The organism is Hylemonella sp. GW821-FHT12C09, from assembly GCF_058807395.1.
Genome location: NZ_JBXAQQ010000012.1, coordinates 51,942 through 69,625, shown reverse-complemented (window position 1 = coordinate 69,625; position 17,684 = coordinate 51,942). Strand labels below are relative to the sequence as shown.

General features: G+C 67.6%; 19 protein-coding genes and 1 pseudogene. 10 read left to right on the top strand and 10 right to left on the bottom strand.

Annotated features, from left to right (window positions below; genetic code table 11):
* Positions 1–2 precede the first annotated feature (2 nt).
* Positions 3–2,321, bottom strand: coding sequence for a YgiQ family radical SAM protein (locus tag AC1RRP_RS17500; protein WP_493038430.1), 2,319 nt, complete (start codon positions 2,319–2,321; stop codon positions 3–5).
* 130 nt (positions 2,322–2,451) lie between these two features.
* On the opposite strand from AC1RRP_RS17500, the gene AC1RRP_RS17495 reads away from it, so the two are divergent.
* Positions 2,452–3,195: an MgtC/SapB family protein gene (locus AC1RRP_RS17495; protein WP_493038428.1), complete on the top strand. Its 744-nt coding sequence runs from the start codon at positions 2,452–2,454 to the stop codon at positions 3,193–3,195.
* Between the two features lie 181 nt (positions 3,196–3,376).
* Here the strand turns inward: AC1RRP_RS17495 and AC1RRP_RS17490 are convergent, their stop codons facing one another.
* On the bottom strand, positions 3,377–4,228 hold the full coding sequence (locus AC1RRP_RS17490; RefSeq protein WP_493038426.1) for an SMP-30/gluconolactonase/LRE family protein: 852 nt from the start codon (positions 4,226–4,228) through the stop codon (positions 3,377–3,379).
* A 70-nt stretch (positions 4,229–4,298) separates the two neighbouring features.
* On the opposite strand from AC1RRP_RS17490, the gene AC1RRP_RS17485 reads away from it, so the two are divergent.
* From AC1RRP_RS17485 to AC1RRP_RS17470, 4 genes are all read left to right on the top strand, one after another.
* Positions 4,299–4,889: a chromate transporter gene (locus AC1RRP_RS17485; protein ID WP_493038424.1), complete on the top strand. Its 591-nt coding sequence runs from the start codon at positions 4,299–4,301 to the stop codon at positions 4,887–4,889.
* Positions 4,886–5,464, top strand: a complete 579-nt coding sequence (locus tag AC1RRP_RS17480) for a chromate transporter (RefSeq protein WP_493038422.1) — start codon at positions 4,886–4,888, stop codon at positions 5,462–5,464. Before AC1RRP_RS17485 ends, AC1RRP_RS17480 begins: the two co-directional genes overlap by 4 nt.
* A gap of 8 nt (positions 5,465–5,472) precedes the next feature.
* Positions 5,473–6,297: a Rossmann-like and DUF2520 domain-containing protein gene (locus tag AC1RRP_RS17475; RefSeq protein WP_493038420.1), complete on the top strand. Its 825-nt coding sequence runs from the start codon at positions 5,473–5,475 to the stop codon at positions 6,295–6,297.
* Positions 6,298–6,361: 64 nt separating this feature from the next.
* Positions 6,362–8,356, top strand: a complete 1,995-nt coding sequence (locus AC1RRP_RS17470) for an AsmA family protein (RefSeq protein ID WP_493038418.1) — start codon at positions 6,362–6,364, stop codon at positions 8,354–8,356.
* A 37-nt stretch (positions 8,357–8,393) separates the two neighbouring features.
* On the opposite strand, the gene AC1RRP_RS17465 is transcribed toward AC1RRP_RS17470, so the two are convergent.
* Entirely contained in the window at positions 8,394–8,843 is a 450-nt protein-coding gene (locus AC1RRP_RS17465; RefSeq protein ID WP_460487338.1) for a DUF2721 domain-containing protein, read from the bottom strand.
* Between the two features lie 128 nt (positions 8,844–8,971).
* Between AC1RRP_RS17465 and AC1RRP_RS17460 the strand changes: the two genes are divergently transcribed.
* Entirely contained in the window at positions 8,972–10,768 is a 1,797-nt protein-coding gene (locus tag AC1RRP_RS17460) for a caspase family protein (RefSeq protein WP_493038416.1), read from the top strand.
* Here AC1RRP_RS17460 and AC1RRP_RS17455 read toward each other — a convergent pair.
* The 4 genes from AC1RRP_RS17455 to AC1RRP_RS17440 are packed head-to-tail and all read right to left on the bottom strand — an operon-like array spanning position 10,765 to position 11,880.
* Positions 10,765–10,995: a DUF3820 family protein gene (locus AC1RRP_RS17455; RefSeq protein ID WP_493038414.1), complete on the bottom strand. Its 231-nt coding sequence runs from the start codon at positions 10,993–10,995 to the stop codon at positions 10,765–10,767. The genes AC1RRP_RS17460 and AC1RRP_RS17455 overlap by 4 nt on opposite strands.
* A complete protein-coding gene (locus AC1RRP_RS17450) occupies positions 10,992–11,303 on the bottom strand; it encodes an SUI1 family translation initiation factor (RefSeq protein ID WP_493038590.1) in 312 nt (103 codons plus the stop codon). Before AC1RRP_RS17450 ends, AC1RRP_RS17455 begins: the two co-directional genes overlap by 4 nt.
* 41 nt (positions 11,304–11,344) lie before the next feature.
* Entirely contained in the window at positions 11,345–11,599 is a 255-nt protein-coding gene (locus AC1RRP_RS17445; RefSeq protein WP_493038412.1) for a hypothetical protein, read from the bottom strand.
* 38 nt (positions 11,600–11,637) lie between these two features.
* Positions 11,638–11,880 carry a hypothetical protein gene (locus AC1RRP_RS17440; RefSeq protein ID WP_493038410.1) on the bottom strand — a complete coding sequence of 81 codons (243 nt, stop codon included), beginning with the start codon at positions 11,878–11,880 and terminating at the stop codon, positions 11,638–11,640.
* 128 nt (positions 11,881–12,008) lie between these two features.
* On the opposite strand from AC1RRP_RS17440, the gene AC1RRP_RS17435 reads away from it, so the two are divergent.
* Positions 12,009–12,632, top strand: a complete 624-nt coding sequence (locus tag AC1RRP_RS17435) for a 3'-5' exonuclease (protein ID WP_493038408.1) — start codon at positions 12,009–12,011, stop codon at positions 12,630–12,632.
* On the opposite strand, the gene AC1RRP_RS17430 is transcribed toward AC1RRP_RS17435, so the two are convergent.
* Positions 12,629–12,934, bottom strand: a complete 306-nt coding sequence (locus AC1RRP_RS17430; RefSeq protein WP_493038406.1) for a hypothetical protein — start codon at positions 12,932–12,934, stop codon at positions 12,629–12,631. The two genes, AC1RRP_RS17435 and AC1RRP_RS17430, sit on opposite strands and share 4 nt — an antisense overlap.
* A 63-nt stretch (positions 12,935–12,997) precedes the next feature.
* Between AC1RRP_RS17430 and AC1RRP_RS17425 the strand changes: the two genes are divergently transcribed.
* A complete protein-coding gene (locus AC1RRP_RS17425; protein ID WP_493038588.1) occupies positions 12,998–13,225 on the top strand; it encodes a hypothetical protein in 228 nt (75 codons plus the stop codon).
* 22 nt (positions 13,226–13,247) lie between these two features.
* Positions 13,248–13,523, top strand: coding sequence for a DUF4389 domain-containing protein (locus tag AC1RRP_RS17420; RefSeq protein WP_493038404.1), 276 nt, complete (start codon positions 13,248–13,250; stop codon positions 13,521–13,523).
* 4 nt (positions 13,524–13,527) lie between these two features.
* On the opposite strand, the gene AC1RRP_RS17415 is transcribed toward AC1RRP_RS17420, so the two are convergent.
* Positions 13,528–14,376 carry a PA4780 family RIO1-like protein kinase gene (locus tag AC1RRP_RS17415; protein WP_493038402.1) on the bottom strand — a complete coding sequence of 283 codons (849 nt, stop codon included), beginning with the start codon at positions 14,374–14,376 and terminating at the stop codon, positions 13,528–13,530.
* A gap of 148 nt (positions 14,377–14,524) precedes the next feature.
* Between AC1RRP_RS17415 and AC1RRP_RS17410 the strand changes: the two genes are divergently transcribed.
* Positions 14,525–15,556: a Vgb family protein gene (locus AC1RRP_RS17410; protein ID WP_493038400.1), complete on the top strand. Its 1,032-nt coding sequence runs from the start codon at positions 14,525–14,527 to the stop codon at positions 15,554–15,556.
* Positions 15,557–15,581: 25 nt separating this feature from the next.
* On the opposite strand, the pseudogene AC1RRP_RS17405 reads toward AC1RRP_RS17410, so the two are convergent.
* A pseudogene (locus AC1RRP_RS17405) lies at positions 15,582–17,682 on the bottom strand (2,4-dienoyl-CoA reductase FMN-binding domain-containing protein).
* Positions 17,683–17,684 lie beyond the last annotated feature (2 nt).

Here is a 17,684-nt window from a genome sequence, read left to right as displayed (position 1 = left end):
ACTCAGCGCGGCTTGCGCGCCGGCCTGGCCTTGGCGCCGCCGGTCTCACGCGGCGGCAGGCCGGTGTGCTGCGTCAGGATGCGTCCCTTGACCGGCGTTTTCGCCGCGGGTTTGGCGACGGACGGCGTGGAGTTCTTGCGCCGCGCGCTCTGGTAGCCGCCGTCGGTCAGCGGCTGGAAGGTGGGGATCAGGTGCTGCTTGCCGTTGCCGATCAGGTCGGCCCGGCCCATGGTCTTGAGCGCCTCGCGCAGCAGCGGCCAGTTGTTGGGGTCGTGGTAGCGCAGGAAGGCCTTGTGCAGGCGGCGGCGTTTCTCGCCGCGCACGATGTCCACCTTCTCGCCACGCTCATCACGGTGGATGCCCTTGAGCGGATTCAGGCCGCTGTGGTACATGGTGGTGGCGGTGGCCATGGGGCTGGGGTAGAAGGTCTGCACCTGGTCGGCACGGAAACCGTTCTTCTTGAGCCAGAGCGCGAGGTTCATCATGTCCTCGTCGCTGGTGCCCGGGTGGGCCGCGATGAAGTAGGGAATGAGGTATTGCTTCTTGCCCGCTTCCGCGCTGAACTTCTCGAACATCTGCCTGAACTTGTCATAGCTGCCGATGCCGGGTTTCATCATCTTGGAGAGCGGGCCGCCCTCGGTGTGCTCGGGCGCGATCTTCAGATAGCCGCCCACGTGGTGCTGCACCAGCTCCTTCACGTACTCGGGCGACTTCACGGCCAGGTCGTAGCGCAGGCCGGAACCGATCAGGATCTTCTTCACGCCCTTGAGCGCACGCGCGCGCCGGTACATGTGGATCAACGCGCTGTGGTCGGTGTTCAGGTTCTGGCAGATACCGGGGTAGACGCAGCTGGGTTTGCGGCAGGCGGCCTCGATTTCGGGCGACTTGCAGCCGATGCGGTACATGTTCGCCGTGGGGCCGCCCAGATCGGAGATGACACCAGTGAAGCCCGTGACCTTGTCGCGGATGTCCTCGATCTCCTGGATCACGGAATCCTCGGAGCGGCTCTGGATGATGCGGCCCTCGTGCTCGGTAATGGAGCAGAAGGTGCAGCCGCCGAAGCAGCCGCGCATGATGTTCACGCTGAAGCGGATCATCTCCCAGGCCGGGATCTTGGTCGCACCGTCATGGCTGCCGTTTTCATCGGCATAAGCCGGGTGCGGGCTGCGCGCGTACGGCAGGCCGAACACGACATCCATCTCGGCCGTGGTCAGCGGAATGGGCGGCGGATTGATCCAGACGTCGCGCGCGGTCGTGCCTTCGCCGTGCGCCTGCACCAGCGCGCGCGCATTCCCGGGGTTGGTCTCCAGGTGCAGCACGCGGTTGGCGTGGGCATACAGCACAGCGTCTGACTTGACCTGCTCGTAGCTGGGCAGGCGGATCACGCAGCGCTCGCGCGGCAGGCGCTTGATGTTGCCCTTGCCGCTGAGCGCGGGGTTGGCCATGAAGGTCAGCGGCTGGATGGCCGGCAGCACCGGCGCGGCACCGCCCTCTTCCTTGCTGCAGGACTGGCCTTGCGCCGCGGCCTGCTCGGAAGTGGTCTGGTAGGGGTTGATGTGCTCTTCGACGTGACCCGGGGTGTCGACCTCGGTCGAGTCGATCTCGAACCAGCCTTCGGGGCTGTGGCGCTGGACGAAAGCCGTGCCGCGCACATCGGTGATGTTCTGCACCGGCTCGCGCGCTGCGATACGGTGCGCCACCTCGACCAGGGCGCGCTCGGCATTGCCGTAGAGCAGCAGGTCGCACTTGCTGTCCACCACGATGGAGCGGCGCACCTTGTCGCTCCAGTAGTCGTAGTGGGCGATACGACGCAGCGAACCCTCGATACCGCCCAATACGATGGGCACCTCGGGATAGGCCTCGCGGCAGCGCTGGCTGTAGACAATGGCCGCACGGTCCGGTCGCTTGCCGCCCACGTCGCCCGGGGTGTAGGCGTCGTCGCTGCGGATCTTGCGGTCCGCCGTGTAGCGGTTGATCATGGAATCCATGTTGCCCGCGGTCACGCCCCAGAACAGGTTGGGCTTGCCCAGCACCTTGAAGGGGTCGGCACTCTGCCAGTCGGGCTGGGCGATGATGCCCACGCGGAAGCCCTGCGCCTCCAGCACGCGCCCGATCACCGCCATGCCGAAACTCGGGTGGTCCACATAGGCGTCGCCCGTGACCAGGATGATGTCGCAGCTGTCCCAGCCCAGCTTGTCCATCTCGGCACGGCTCATGGGCAGGAAGGGGGCCGTGCCGAAGCGCGCGGCCCAGTACTTGCGGTAGCTGGTCAGCGGTTTGGCGGCACGCGGAAAGAGGGAGACGTCGGCAGGAGCGTTCATGGGCAGGGCAGGCAACCTTGGAGTGTACGTTTTTGGCAATACCAGCGGGGCGCCGGGGGGATCAGTTGCTTGGCAGCTGTGCCATGCGGGCGCAGAATGGTTTCACGCCATCCGATTCGACCACCACACCATGCCCACCTTCGACACCCTCGCCAGCTTCTGGTCGATCCCCATGATCAAGACCAATGTTCTGGTCCTCTTCAACCTCTTTGGTGCCCTGCTGCTGGGCCTGCTGGTCGGCTACGAGCGCGCCTACCACGGCCGCGCGGCCGGCATGCGCACCTACGGCCTGGTCTGCATGGCCTCCGCTGCGCTCACCGTCATTGGCGGCTACTCCTCGGCCTGGTTCGGCGGCAACTTCCTGCTGGGCACGGCCACCGACACCAGCCGCGTGATCCAGGGCATCGTGACCGGCATCGGCTTCCTGTGCGCCGGCGTCATCATGCGCGAGGGCTTCAATATCAGCGGCCTGACCACGGCAGCCTCGCTCTGGGCGGCTTCGGTCATCGGCATCCTGGTCGGCGTCGGCTTTTATGCGGCGGCCATCGCCCTGGCCGCGCTGTCGGCCTTCTCCATGATGTGGATCTCCCGGCTGGAAACCTGGCTCCCATCGCGTCAGGCCGTGGCCGTCACCCTGCGTTTCCGCCCCGGCTTCCTGCCCAGCGAACCCGCCCTGCGCCAGATGGCCGAGGCCCGCGGCTACGACATCGCCTCGGGCACCATCGCCATCGAGCTCGAAGACGACATCCTCCAGTGGTCCTTCGTGGCCGTGGCACGCAACCGTCAGCGCATGATGCCCATCTCCGAGCTCTCGCACGAGATGGCGCGCTTCGACGGCGTCACCGGCTTCCAGCTCAACTACGCCCGGAATTAGGCGCAAGTTCTAGTACTGCGCCCCAGAGGTAGAGGAGCATGATGAAAGCGATGAAAGCGATGAATTCGTGCGCAGGGCCAGGCGCAAACCACAGCCCTAGCCTTCGCTATGGCGAGGATTTGCAACGCGGCCCTGCGCGCGAAGGCGCGCTTTCATGTTTCGATACTTCTGGGGCGCAGTACTAGGGCCGCCCTGCCCCGGCGACCTCGACCGGCATCGCATGGATGGTGCCGGTGCGCATCTCGCACGATTGCTCCGGCGTCACCTTCACCTTGCCCGAGAGGATGTAGAGCGTGCGCCGCTGCGCTCCCCCAAGCATGCAGGCCACAGGCTGCCCCGGCATGGGCACGCGGTGCGTGATCTCACCCCCCTCGCGCACGCGCAGCACCTCGCGGCTGGCCGGCGAGGCCAGCCAGACGGCGTCCTCGGCATCGAGACAGAGGCCGTCGGGGCTGCTGCCGGGCAAGGCGGCCCAGGTGCGACGCCCGCCCAGGGCGCCATCGTCGGCGATGTCGAAGGCAGTCAGGCGCGCCGCGTAGCTTTCGGCCACGATCAGCGTGCCTCCATCCGGGGTGATGATGCAGCCATTGGGAAACATCAGCTCATCGGCGACCACGCGGGGGCGTCCATCGGGCGTCACCAGAATCAGCGTCGTCGCCCGCGGTTCGGCCCGCGCCAGGAAGTCGAAGCCAAAGTTGCCGATATAGGCGCGCCCCCGGGCATCCACCACCATGTCGTTGCAGTGAAACGGCGCCAGGCCCGACAGGTCCGCCACCTCGACCAGCGTTTCGCCGTCCAGTCTGAGCAGGCGCCGGTCGCACATGGACACCACCAGCAGGCGGCCGTCGGGCAGCCAGCCCAGGCCCGAAGGCTGGCCCGGCACGGCCGTCACCGTCGTGCAACGCCCGTCCGGTCCCAGGCGCTGCACCTGGTGCGTGTAGAAGTCGGAGAACCAGAGCGCGCCGTCATGCCAGCGCGGCGATTCGGGAAAGGCCAGCTGGCCGACGATCAACTGGGGAACGGTTTGGGACATGCGACCGATCTTGGGTAAAGCCCTGCCGCCCGTCAAGCGTTTGCAGGACAAGAGGCCCGATAATCGACACATGGCTGACACTTCCCGCAGCGTCGAACGCACGCACCCCAAATCCCTGGCAGATCTCTTCGTTTCCTTCACCGTGCTGGCCCTGCAGGGTTTCGGCGGCGTGCTGGCCGTGGCCCAGCGCGAACTGGTCGAGCGCAAACGCTGGTTCACGAACGAGGAGTTCGTCGAGGAATGGGCCGTGGCGCAGATCATGCCCGGCCCCAACGTGGTGAATCTGGCCGTCATGATCGGCGGGCGCCACTTCGGCGTGCCCGGCGTGCTGGCGGCGCTGGCCGGCATCTTCACCGCGCCCCTGGTCGTGGTGCTGTCACTGGCCCTGCTGTACGCCCAGTTCGCCAGCCATCCGGGTGTGATCGGCGCGCTGCGCGGCATGGGCGCGGTGGCGGCAGGCCTGGTCGTGGCCACCGGCTTGCGGCTGGCATCCTCGCTCAAGAACAGCGTCATGGGCATTGCGCTGAACAGCGTGCTGGGTCTGCTGGGCTTCATTGCCGTGGCCCTGTTGCGCTGGCCGCTGATCTATGTGTTGCTGGGCCTGGGCAGTGTGGCCTGTGTGCTCGCCTACCGCCTGCTGGGCCGGGAGGCACGCGCATGAATCCGATGCTGGACCTGGGCTGGAGCGACTGGCTCTATCTCTTCACGCACTTCCTGACGCTTTCGCTGCTGTCCGTGGGCGGCGGCATCACGACGGCGCCCGACATGCACCGCTTCCTGGTGGACCAGCAGGGCTGGCTCACCGATCCCCAGTACACCTCGTCCATCGCCATCGCCCAGGCCGCGCCCGGGCCCAACATCCTGTTCGTGGCCCTGCTGGGCTGGCATGTCGGGCTCAATGCCGGGGGGCTGGGCTGGGCGCTGTTCGGCGTGCTGGTCTGCATGCTGGGCATCATCATGCCCAGCACCATCCTGGTCTACGTCACCTCGCGCTGGAGCCATGAGAACCGCGACTTGCGCGCCGTGCGCGCCTTCAAGCTGGGCATGGCGCCCATCGTCATCGCCCTGTTGATCGCCACCGGCTGGATCCTGGCCCGGGCCCACGGCGACCCGGCCCGCGACTGGCCCCTGTGGCTGGTCACTGCGCTGAGCGCCCTGATCGTCTGGCGCACACGCCTGCACCTGCTGTGGCTGCTGGGTATCGGCGGCGTGTTGGGCTGGTTCGGCCTGGTCTGAAGACCACCATGCCTCTGCCCACGCTCAACCTGCTCGGTGCCGGACGGGTGGGCAAGACCCTGGGCCACCTGTGGCACGGCCTGGGCAGCTTGCAGGTGCAGGACGTGCTGACCACCTCGCCGGCCAGCGCGCAGGCCGCGGTGGACTTCATCGGAGCCGGCCGCCCGCTCGCCGCCCTGGACGACATGCGGTCCGCCGACTACTGGCTGATCGCCGTGCCGGACCGGCAGATCGCGGCCAGCGCGCAGGCCCTGGCCGCTGCGGGCCTGCCGCCGTCGATCGCCTTCCACGCCAGCGGTGCGCTGGCTGCCGCCGAACTCGCGCCCCTGCAGGCCGCGGGCTGGCAGGTCGCCAGCGCGCACTGCATCCTGAGCTTTGCCACGCCGGCCCAGGCCGTGTTGCAGTTTGCCGGCACACCCTGCGCGCTCGAAGGCCAGGCCGCCACCCTTGCTGTCCTGGAGCCGCTGTTCCAGCGTATCGGGGCGCGCTGTTTCACCCTGCCCTCCGCCGACAAGCTGCGTTACCACGCCGCAGCGGTCTTCGCCACCAACTTCCTGCCCGTGCTGCAGGCCACGGCCGAAGCGCTGTGGCTGGACAGCGGCGTGCCGCCCGAACTGCTGCCGCAGCTGCGCGCCACGCTGCTGCGCAACGCCGTGGACAACCTGCTGGCCCTGGGGCCGGCCGGTGCGCTGACCGGCCCGGCCGCGCGCGGCGACACGGCCCTGGTACAGCGTCAGGGCGCGTCCATCACCCAGTGGGATACGCAGGCCGGCGCCGCCTACGCCGCACTCAGCGAACTGGCCGCCAGGCTGGCACGCGACGGCAGGCTTTGAGTACAGACACCCAGGACGTGCTGCGTTATCCTGTCACGCACAGTTCAAGCTCCGAGACCCTGACATGAACAAGCCCCTCAAAATCATCCTCATCGCCCTTGCTGCCATCGTCGTGCTGCTGGTGGGCGTGGTGGCCTTCATCGTCGCCACCTTCAACCCCAACGACCACAAGCCCGAGATCATCAAGCTGGTCAAGGAGCAGACCGGCCGCACCCTGTCCATTCCCGGCGAGATCCGGCTCACCCTTTTTCCGCGCATCGGCGCCGACCTGGGCCAGATCTCCCTGTCCGAAGCGCGCAGCGATCAGGTCTTCGCGGCCGCCCAGCAGGTCAAGGTCTCGGTGGCTCTGGTGCCGCTGTTTTCCAAAAAAGTGGAGGTGGACCGCGTGCTGGTCGACGGCCTGAACGTCAAGCTGCAGCGTGACCGCCAGGGCCGATTCAACTTCGACGACCTGCTGTCCCGGGGCGACAAGGCGGCAGCCGCGCCGGACACCGGCAAGGCTGAAGCCTCGGGCGCCATACCCCTGCTCCAGGTTGGCGGCATTGCCATCACCAACGCAAGTCTGGACTACCGCGACAACGCCAGCGGCCAGCACCTGAGCGTCTCCAGACTGAACTTCAGCACCGGCCCCATCGCCGACGGCAGGAAGAGCACACTGGACTTCAGTGCCGACGTGCAGGGCACGAACCCGCCGCTGGCCCTGCAACTGGGCGTCAAGAGCGACTTCACGCCCCAGCTCGCGCAGCAAAAGCTCCAGCTCGACAATGTCAAGGCCAGCCTGGGCGGCACCGCAGCCGGCCAACGCGATCTGCAGGTCAAGCTGGGCCTGGCCAGCGTCGAAGCCTCCCCCCAGTCGCTCAAGCTGACGGCGCTCACACTTGAAGTGGCGGCCCCCAACCCGGCTGGCGGCACGCTGGCGCTCAAGCTGCAGGGTCAGGCCTCGGTCGACCTCGCGCGCGAAGCGGTTCAGCTGGCACTCGACGGCCAGCTCGACAGCACCAGCCTGGCCATCAAGGCCGGCGTGAAACGCTTTGCCCAGCCGGCCATCGACTTCGACATCGCCGCAGGCGAACTCGATGCCGATCGTTACCTGCCCCCAAGTAAAAAGCCGGCAGCAGCCACCGGCAGCGGCCCGGCGGGCCCTGAAGCCGTCATCGACCTCGCCCCTCTGCGTGCGCTGGATGCACGCGGCACGCTGAAGATCGCCTCCCTCAAGATCATGAACCTGCGTGCGGCCAGCATCCGCCTGCAGCTCAAGGCCCAGGGCGGCAAGGCCGAACTCAATCCCTTGACGGCCACGCTCTACGGCGGCGGCGTGAACGGCGTGCTCACCGCCAATGCCCAGGGCGCCCAAACTCTGGCGGCCAAGCTGGACCTGCGCGGCGTCAACATCGGCCCGCTGATGAAAGACGCGCTGGACCAGCAGCCCATCGACGGGCGCGGCAATGTGGCGCTGGATGTCAGCACCAGCGGCAACACCGTGAGCCTGTTCAAGAAGAACCTCAACGGCACGGCCGGCGTGCAGCTGAGCGATGGCGCCATCAATGGCCTGGACATCGCCGGCGCCCTGCGCAACGTCAAGGCCAAACTCGGCGGTGGCTCACAGGAAGGCAAGGCCGGCGCCCAGGAGAAGACCGACTTCACCGAATTCGGCGCCAGCTTCAAGATCAACAAGGGCGTGGCGCACAACGACGACCTGTCCGCCAAGACCCCGCTGCTGCGCCTGGGTGGCGCCGGCGACATCTTCATCGCCGAGGACCGGCTGGACTACACCGTCAAGGCCACCGTGGTCCCCACCCTGCAGGGCCAGGGCGGCCCCGAGATGGACCAGCTCAAGGGCCTGACCGTGCCCGTGCGCCTGAGCGGCCCCTACACCGCCATCGGCTGGAAGATCGACTTCGGCGCCGGCGCCGGCAACCGCGCCAAGGAACTGGTCGACCAGCGCAAGGCACAGCTGCAGCAGGAAGCGCAGCAGCGGCTGGACGAGGAAAAAGCCAAGGCCGCGCAACGCCTGAAGGAACAGGCCGAAGACCGGCTCAAGAACCTGCTGCGGCGTTAGGGCCTGTTCACACTATTTTCTGGAGTGCGAACAGGCGCTAGTCCCCGGGCTGCCCGAACTTCAGCACGCGCGTGGCCAGCAGGGTTTCGGCAAAGAAGCAGCACAGCGCGGCCATGAAACAGCTCACGCCGGCCAGGAAGGCGTAGATCGCCAGCCGCTCGATCTGGAAGACCGTGGTCTCGCCCAGGAAGAGGATCACGATGGTTAGGCCGATCATGAAGGCGCACAGCGTCAGCAAACCGATGGTGCTGTTGGCCAGCTTGCCGCGTGTGCGCAGCATGGCCAGCTCGGCAGTCCACTGCGGCGCCAGCACCGGCTCGGCATTCAGCCGCAATTTTTCCTCCAGCACACGCCCGCGGTCGATGATGCGCGACAGGCGCCCGGCCACCGCACCGATCATGCCGGAGACGGCGGTCAGCAGGAAAACCGGTGCTACCGCCAGCTGGATGCCGTGGGTCACGGTGCCGGAATCGACAAAAAGGGCCATGCGCTTACTCGTGTGAGGTCGGGTGGGTATGGGCGCCGATTATCACCGCCTCCCACAAACAGGGGAAGACAGGCGCCGCATTTGTGCCTATAAAGACGCACATCCACAAGCAGCCAGCAGGGGGTTCCATGAGCATCCGCATCCTGTGCGTCCACGGCGTCAACACCAATGAGAACGGCGACTGGCTGGCCAAGTGGCAGCAGTCCATCCGCAGTGCGGCCGCCAGCGCCGGCGTGGCCGCCGACGCCTTCGAATTCCACGAGCTGCGCTACAACGCGCACTTCGAAGCCGTCCAAGCCGACGGTGCCGTCTACGCCGAGGCCGCCAAGCGCCTGTGGAACAGCTACTGGGCCCACCGTCGCGCGCTGGGCCGCGCCGCGGAAAAAGGCCTGGGCACGCTGATCGACAACACCATCGGCATGGTCGCCAAATGGACCGCCCTGCCCCAGCTGCGCCAGCAGCTCGCCAGCGATCTGGCGCAAAGCATCAAGCGCGTCAATCCGCACGTCATCTGCGCGCACAGCCTGGGTTCGCTCATCACCTACGACACCCTGGCCGCCCAGCAGGACCTGGCCCAGGACCGTCTGCTGGTCACCCTGGGCTCGCAGATCGGCCACCCGGCCCTGGCCGAAAGTTTCGGCGGCTACCTCAAGCCCCTGGGCACCGTGCGCCACTGGTACCACCTCTTCAACGCCGAAGACGCGGTGCTCACCTGTGAACTGGATTTCCCCGAAGCCCCCTACACCCAGCTCGACACCTATTTCGACGAGTGGGGCCCGCTGGACCACAGCGCCGAGCAGTACCTGGCGCACGAAGTCACGGCCAGCAACGTCTGGGCCGGCCTGGCCAAGGCGCTGCCGCGCAGCATTGGGCCGTGCAAGACCAAGCCCGCACCGGCGTTGGGTGGAAGCTGGTTCAAGGCGCCCACCATCCAGCGCCGCAGCCCGCGCAAACGCCGCGCACTGCTGATCGGCATCAACGAGTACCCGGAGCCGGAAAACCGCCTGAGCGGCTGCGTCAATGACGTGTTCCAGATGAGCGCCATGCTGCAGGAGCGCGGCTACCAGCCCGAGGAAATCCGCGTGGTGCTCGACGCGCGGGCCACCACCCGCGGCGTCAACGAGCGCCTGAAGTGGCTGCTCGAAGACGTGCGCGCGGGCGACGAACGCGTACTCTTCTATTCCGGCCACGGCGCCCAGGTGGCCGCGCTGGACTCCGACGGCGAACCCGACCACAAGGACGAGGCCCTGGTCACCTACGACTTCGACTGGAGCGGCAACACCGGCATCACCGACGACATGCTGGCCCGGTACTACGCCAACCTGCCCTATGAAGCGCGCTTCTCCATCGTCCTGGACTGCTGCCACTCGGGCGGCATCGCGCGCGCCGGCGGCGTGGCCGTGCGCGGCATCAACCCGCCTGACGACGTACGCCACCGCAGCATCGAATGGGACGCGGACAAGCAGATGTGGTTCCCGCGCAAGAAGCTGGATCTGCGTGGCCGCATGAACAAGGCACCGGCCGATGTGGTGCGCCGTTATCTGGGGATGGATGGAGCCACCCAGAAGATGGGCCGTGCCGTCAGCCGCTGGAGCGACGACCCCACCGCCTTCAAGGCCGCCACCCGGCGCCTGGGCCACCACGGCCCCTACAACCCGGTGCTGCTGGCCGCTTGCCGCGAAGACCAGTACGCCTACGAGTACACGCACGGCTCGGTGCCCTACGGTGCCATGACCTTCATGCTGATCCAGCAACTGCGCGCGACCGCCGGACGCAAGACGCTGGAAGACGTGGTGACGCAGTGCAACAGCGTGCTCAAGAGCAAGCTGGGCTACGAGCAGGAAGTGCAGCTCTACCGCCCCCGCGAGCACCATCAGACGCGTTTCCCCGGCAAGGCGCCGGTGGCGAAGAAGAAAAAGGCCTAGGCTTTTTTCAGCTGCCGGCGCAGTGGCGTCAGCAAGCCAGAGAGGCCGTTGTGGTCGATCTCGTGCATCAGCGCGAGCAGGCGGCCCAGGTCGCCGCTGGGAAAACCTTCGCGCGCAAACCAGTTGAGGTAGTTGCCCGGCAGGTCGGCGATCAGGCACCCCTTGTGTTTGCCGTAGGGCATTTCCACCGTCAGCAGGCGCTGCAATTGCTCGGCATCCGGCATCATCCGCCCGCCCTCTTGGCCGCGTAACCCTGGGCCTGCAGCAGGGCCAGCACCTTGTCGGCGTGGTCGCCCTGCACCTCGATCACACCGTCCTTCACCGTACCGCCCGTGCCGCAGGCCGCCTTGAGCTGCTTGCCCATCTGGGTCAGCGCCGCAGCATCGAGCGGCAGGCCGCGCACCACCGTCACGGCCTTGCCGCCGCGCCCGCTGGTTTCGCGCGAGACCCGCACCTTGCCGTCGCCCAGCGCCTGGGCCGCCTGCTGCGACTTGCAGACGCACTGCGCCTGCGGCCGACGGCAGACCGGGCACATGCGCCCGCCCTCGGTGGAATAGACCAGGCCGCCGCTGTTCTTCACGGCTCGAACCTGGCGTTGAAGGTGGCCATGTCGGCTGCGTTCTCGAAGCTCACCAGCTGGCCCTGTTTGCGGTCAGCCTCCCGGCTGGCCGCGAACAGGCTGTAGCGGCCCTTGAGGCCCATGGCTGGCAGATCGATCAGCGCATAGGGAAACGGCACGAAGACCTGGTGCTCGAACAGGATGCGGTGCGCGTTGCGCGGCGAGGGGTAGAGCTGGTAGTCACCGCTCGTGAAGGACTTGCTGCTGGACATGGGAGGCGTTGCGTGGAACGCCCGATTATCCCCGGTGCTCAGCTTTCGAATTTGCTGCGTGGCGCGCGGCGGCGTTCCATCTGGACCTGCCAGCGTTCCGCGGTCTCGATGGCATCCATCTGCAGCCGGGCCCGGTGCAGGATTTCATTGAGCTCACGCGCCTTGTCGTAGGATCGGCCATGCGATTCGTTGGCGAGCTTGCGTGCCACGTCCTGCATCACCGACAACAGTTTGGACAACTGGTCGATGCGATCCTGTCGTTCGTCGAAGTCGAAATTCATGCTCCACCCCCTGAGTACCTTGAACCTGGCGAACCCTCTGGCCCTCTGCCCTCTGTCGTGGCAGTTTTCGCAAGCATACCGAACTCGTAACTCTTTGTCACACATTTATATCGCATTGTGAAATAAACATGCCCGCGCATACCCACCAGCCCACCCCCAGCAAGGATGAGATCAACCTGCTCGATCCCTTCGAACGCCTGGGTCTGGACCGCATCCGGCTCGTCAGCACCGTCAAGGAAGCTGAAAAAGCCTGCGCCGAGCTGGCCGCGGCACCCCATCTGGGCTTCGACACCGAGTCCAAACCCACCTTCCGCGTGGGCGAGCTGTCCGACGGGCCGCACATCGTGCAGCTCGCCACGCCCGAACAGGCCTGGGTCTTCCAGCTGCACGAGCCCGCCAGCCGGGCGCCGGTGGCCGAACTGCTGGCCCTGCACGGCGTCACCAAGGCCGGTTTCGGCCTGGGTGACGACCGCAAGCGCATCACGGCCAGGCTGGGCGTGGAACCGGCTGGCGTACTGGAGCTCAACGCCGTGTTCCGCGAACGCGGCTACCGCAAGGACATGGGGGTGAAGGCCGCCGTGGCCATCCTCTTCAACCGTCGTTACCTCAAGTCCAAGAAGGCAGCCACCTCCAACTGGGCCAATCCGCGGCTGACGGAAGCGCAACTGGTCTATGCAGCCAACGACGCCTGGGCCGCCATCCGCGTGTTCCACGCGCTGGGGCTGGGCAACAGCTCCGCCAAGGCGCCTTAAGCGGGCTTGAGCTCGTACATGCCGTCGCCCATATTGCGCAGAGGGCCGAAGACGGCGGTGATGGCGGCCGTCTCGGCCGCCTGCCATTGTTCGACGATCTCGCGCTCGGCGTCGGTCAGGGCCGCGGTGTCGGGCTGCTCGCCGTACACGCCCGCGATGCGCTGGTAGGCCAGGTACACGGGCAGCACCAGGCTGGCGTCGCCCAGAGTGTCTTCCAGCGCGCGGCGAAACCGCAGCACGGCTTCGCGGTGCTGGGCCTCGGACACGCCTTCGGCGTCGTACAGTTTCACGGTGTAGTTCATGTGCAGGCGAGCATACCCGCTGCGAGTGTGTACAGTGAGGCCTGAAGAACTGACAGGTGGATGATGGCAAAACAAAGTGAATGGCCGGGCAAGGTGCTTGCGCTGATCAAGGGCGGCAACGCGACAGCGGCCATTGCCCAGATCAAGGTGGCGCCCACCGTGAAAGACCTGCAGCAACTGCAGGCCGCCATGGACAAGGCCCAGCTCAAGGGCCGCTGGCGCAATGTGGACCTCGCCATCGAGGAAAACCTGGCCTTGCTGGCCGCGCCGCGCCTGCACCGCTCACCCTGAACACCGCTCACAGGAGGACACCATGAGCAACATTCCCGGTACGCCCGAAAAACGCAGCCTCTGGGTGCGCTTGCTGCTCATGGTCCTGATGGCCATGGCCTTCCACCTGGCCGCCACGCTGCTCGGGGTGCTGGCCCTCGTCCAGTTCGTACTGGCCATCGTCGCCGGCGGCCCCAACGAACGCCTGCAGCACTTCGGCCGCGGCCTGGGGCAGTACCTGCGACAGATCACCGATTTCCTGAGCTTCGCCAGCGAAGAAGCGCCCTTCCCCTTCAGCGACTGGCCTTCGGCCGACTGAACGATCAGCGCGCCGCCTGCTGGCGCAGCAAGCGTGCGGCTTCCTCGGCCCGCGCGTCGTCGATCACGCGGATCACGCCGCCCACATCCACCGCACCGACCGGCTGCTCGAAGCGTCCGCTCAACGGCGTCTCCGGGTCCAGCATGCCGCGCTGGTACAGGTCCCAGATCTCCGGCCCGTAGTCGGTGGCCAGCAGTTCCGGCGCGAACTGCCCGAAAAAACCGCGCAGATTGGCCACATCGCGCAGCAGCATGCGCCCCGCGTGGTTGTTGCCCGCGGCGTCCACCGCCTGCGGCAGGTCGATGATCACCGGGCCGTCCGCTGCCAGCAGGATGTTGAACTCCGACAGGTCGCCGTGCACGATGCCCGCGCACAACATGCGCACCACCTCGGTCAGCAGCGTGGCGTGGTGCTGGCGCGCTTCTTCGGGCGTGAAGGCCACGTCGTTCAGGCGTGGCGCCGCGTCACCGTGTTCGTCGGTCACCAGTTCCATCAGCAGCACGCCCTCGTGGAAGTTCCAGGGCTTGGGCACGCGCACACCGGCCGCCGCCAGGCGGTAGAGTGCGTCGACCTCGGCGCTCTGCCAGGCCGCCTCGATGGCCTGGCGGCCATACCGCGAGCCCTTGGCCATGGCGCGCGCCTGGCGCGTGTTCTTGACCTTGCGGTTCTCGGTGTAGTCCACCGCCTGGCGAAAGCTGCGCTGGGTGGCCTCCTTGTAGACCTTGGCGCAGCGCGTTTCCTCGCCGCTGCGCACCACGTAGACCAGCGCCTCCTTGCCGCTCATGAGCTGGCGCACCACCGTGTCGATCAGGCCTTCTTCGACCAGGGACTGGAGTCTTGCGGGTACTTTCATCGTCCCATTTTGCGCCCTGCGCTCTTCACCAGCGCGCCGCCGGGTCTCTGGCAGGCCGGGCGCGGCACTTGCCGGCCGGCCCGTCTTGCTGCCAGAATGGTCTGCCCCGCCCACGCGGGCGCGAGATCCAACGCGAGGAGACCTGGCCATGACGCAGCATTCGTACGCGCAACCCGAGCCAGCGCCCGGCCCGCACGGGCTCCAGCGCCGCACCGCCCTGCTGGCCCTGCCCGGCCTGGCACTGGGCGTGACCGGCGCGGCAGCCGCGCCATCCCTGGGCAGCCGCCTGCAATCCTGGCCACTGAACACGCCGCGTGCCACCGGCATCCACGACCTGGCCCCCGCACCCGATGGCGGCGTGTGGTTCTCCGCGCAGCGCAGCGGCCACCTGGGCTGGTTCGACCCGCGCACGGGCAAGACGGAACTCATCGCCCTGGGCAGCGGTTCCTCGCCGCACGGTGTCATCGCCGGCCCCGATGGCGCCGCCTGGCTCACCGACGGCGGGCTCAACGCCATCGTGCGCGTGAGCTGGCCCGCGCGCGAGGTACGTGTCTATCCGCTGCCGGCAGGCACGCCCTATGCCAATCTCAACACCTGCGCCTTCGACGGCCACGGCGACCTCTGGTTCACCGGGCAAAGCGGCTACGTGGGCAAGGTGGCCCTGCGCAGCGGCGCGGTCAGCGTGCAGGCCTCGCCACGCGGGCGCGGCCCTTACGGTATCTGTGCCACGCCCAAGGGCGACATCTGGTGGTGCTCGCTGGCCGGCTCCTACATCGCGCAGATCGACCTCAGGACCGGCGGCTCGCGCATCGTGGAGCCGCCCACGCCCGACCAGGGCGCGCGCCGCGTCTGGTCCGACAGCCGGGGCCGCATCTGGGTGGCCGAATGGCGCAGCGGTTACCTGTCCATGCACGACCCCGCCGCGAACAGCTGGCGCACCTGGAAGGCGCCCGGCGACAGCCCGCGTGTGTACGCCGTCTACGTGGACGAGCAGGACATCGTCTGGGCCGCCGAGTGGAACCACAACGCCATGCTGCGTTTCGACCCGCGCACGGAAAAGTTCGACGTGCTGGCCATGCCGCGCGCCGGCGCCTCCATCCGCCAGATCCTGGGCCGGCCCGGCGAAGTCTGGTTGCCCGAGAGCGGGAACGAGTTCATCTCGGTGATCCGCACCGGCTGAGCGCCGCGCGGCCGCCAGCAGGTTCCTACAGGCGCGCCGCCAGCCGCGCCGCCTGGTCGATGGCGCGCTTGGCGTCCAGCTCCCCCGCCTCCATTGCCCCGCCGATCAGGTGGGCTTTTTTGCCCAGCGCCTGCAGTTCATCCGCCAGCGTGCGCAGCGGCAGCTGGCCTGCGCACAGCACCACCGTGTCGCACGCAATCCAGCTGGGGTTCTCGCGCTGATCCCCATAGGAGACCAGCAAACCCCAACCTTGAGTTGTCCCTTCGGTGAACGCACCGATGCGCTCGTAGTTCACGCCGCCGATCATCTTCACCTGCTTCATCTTGAGCGCGGCACGGTGGATCCAGCCCGTGGTCTTGCCCAGGCCCTCGCCCAGCTTGCCGGCCTTGCGCTGCAGCAGCGTCACCTGCCGCTCGGGCGGGCTCACCTGCGGGCCCGCAGCGCTCAGGCCGCCGCGCTCCTGCGCCGGGTCCGTCACACCCCACTCGGCCAGCCAGGCCGGCAGGTCCACCGTCGTGGAGTGGCCCTCGCTCACCAGGAACTCGGCCACATCGAAACCGATGCCGCCCGCGCCCACGATGGCCACCTTCCGGCCCACCGGCTTCCTGTGGCGCAGCACGTCGATGTAGCTCAGCACCTTGGCATGGTCCTGCCCTTCGATCTTCGGGTCGCGCGGCGTCACACCCGTGGCCACGATCACCTCATCGAAACCCTGCAGGTCGGTCGCCAGCACGGCACGGTTCAGGTGCAGCTGCACCCCCGTGGTCTCCACGCGCCGCGCCAGGTAACGCAGCATCTCGCGGAATTCCTCCTTGCCCGGCACCACCTTGGCCATATTGAGCTGGCCGCCGATCTCGCTCGCCGCATCGAACAGGTGCACCTCGTGCCCGCGCTCGGCGGCCAGGGTGGCGGCCGTCAGTCCGGCCGGGCCGGCGCCCACCACGGCGACGCGCTTGGCGCTTGCCACGGGGCGGTAGACCAGCTCGGTCTCGTGGCAGGCCCGCGGGTTCACCAGGCAGCTGGTGAGCTTGTTCTTGAAGATGTGGTCCAGGCAGGCCTGGTTGCAGGCAATGCAGGTGTTGATGTCGGCGGCCCGGCCCTGCGCCGCCTTCTTCACGAAATCGGCGTCGGCCAGCAGCGGGCGCGCCATGGACACCATGTCGGCGCTGCCCTCGGCCAGCAGCTGTTCGGCCACCTCGGGTGTGTTGATGCGGTTGGAGGTGACCAGCGGTGTGCCCAGTCCCGCGGCCGCGAACTCGGCCTTCATCTTCTTCGTCACCCAGGCAAAGGCCGCGCGCGGCACGCTGGTGGCAATGGTCGGCACGCGGGCCTCGTGCCAGCCGATGCCGGTGTTGATGATGCTCGCGCCCCCCCTGCGCCACGGCCTTGCCCAGCGTCACCACCTCGTCCCAGCTGCTGCCGCCCGGCACCAGGTCGATCATGGACAGGCGGTAGATGATGATGAAGTCCTGCCCCACGGCCTCGCGCGTGCGCGCCACGATCTCCAGCGGCAGGCGCATGCGCTGGCTGTAGTCGCCGCCCCACTGGTCGTCGCGGTGGTTGGTGTGTCTGGCCAGAAACTGGTTGATGAAATACCCTTCGCTGCCCATGATCTCCACGCCGTCGTAGCCCGCCTCGCGCGCTTTCACGGCGCAGTTCACGAAAGCGCGGATCTGCCGCTCCACCCCGCGCGCCGACAGCTCGAAAGGTTTGAAGGGCGAGATCGGCGACTTGATGGCCGAGGGCGCCACCGCCAACGGGTGGTAGGCGTAGCGCCCGGTGTGCAGGATCTGCAGCGCGATCTTGCCGCCGGCTTCGTGCACCGCACGGGTCACCACCTGGTGGCGCCGCGCCGCGCCCGAAGTGGAGAGCGTGCCGGCAAACGGCTTGGCCCAGCCCGCGATATTCGGCGCAAAACCACCCGTGACCATCAGGCCGACGTCGCCCTCGGCGCGCTCGCGGAAATACGCTGCCAGCTTGCTGAGGTCGCGCCCGTCTTCCAGGCCGGTGTGCATGGAGCCCATGAGCACGCGGTTCTTGAGCTGCGTATGCCCCAGGTCCAGCGGGGCCAGCAGATGGGGATACAGGGTCTGGCCGGGAAGCGTGGCGCTGGCAGGTGTGGGCATGG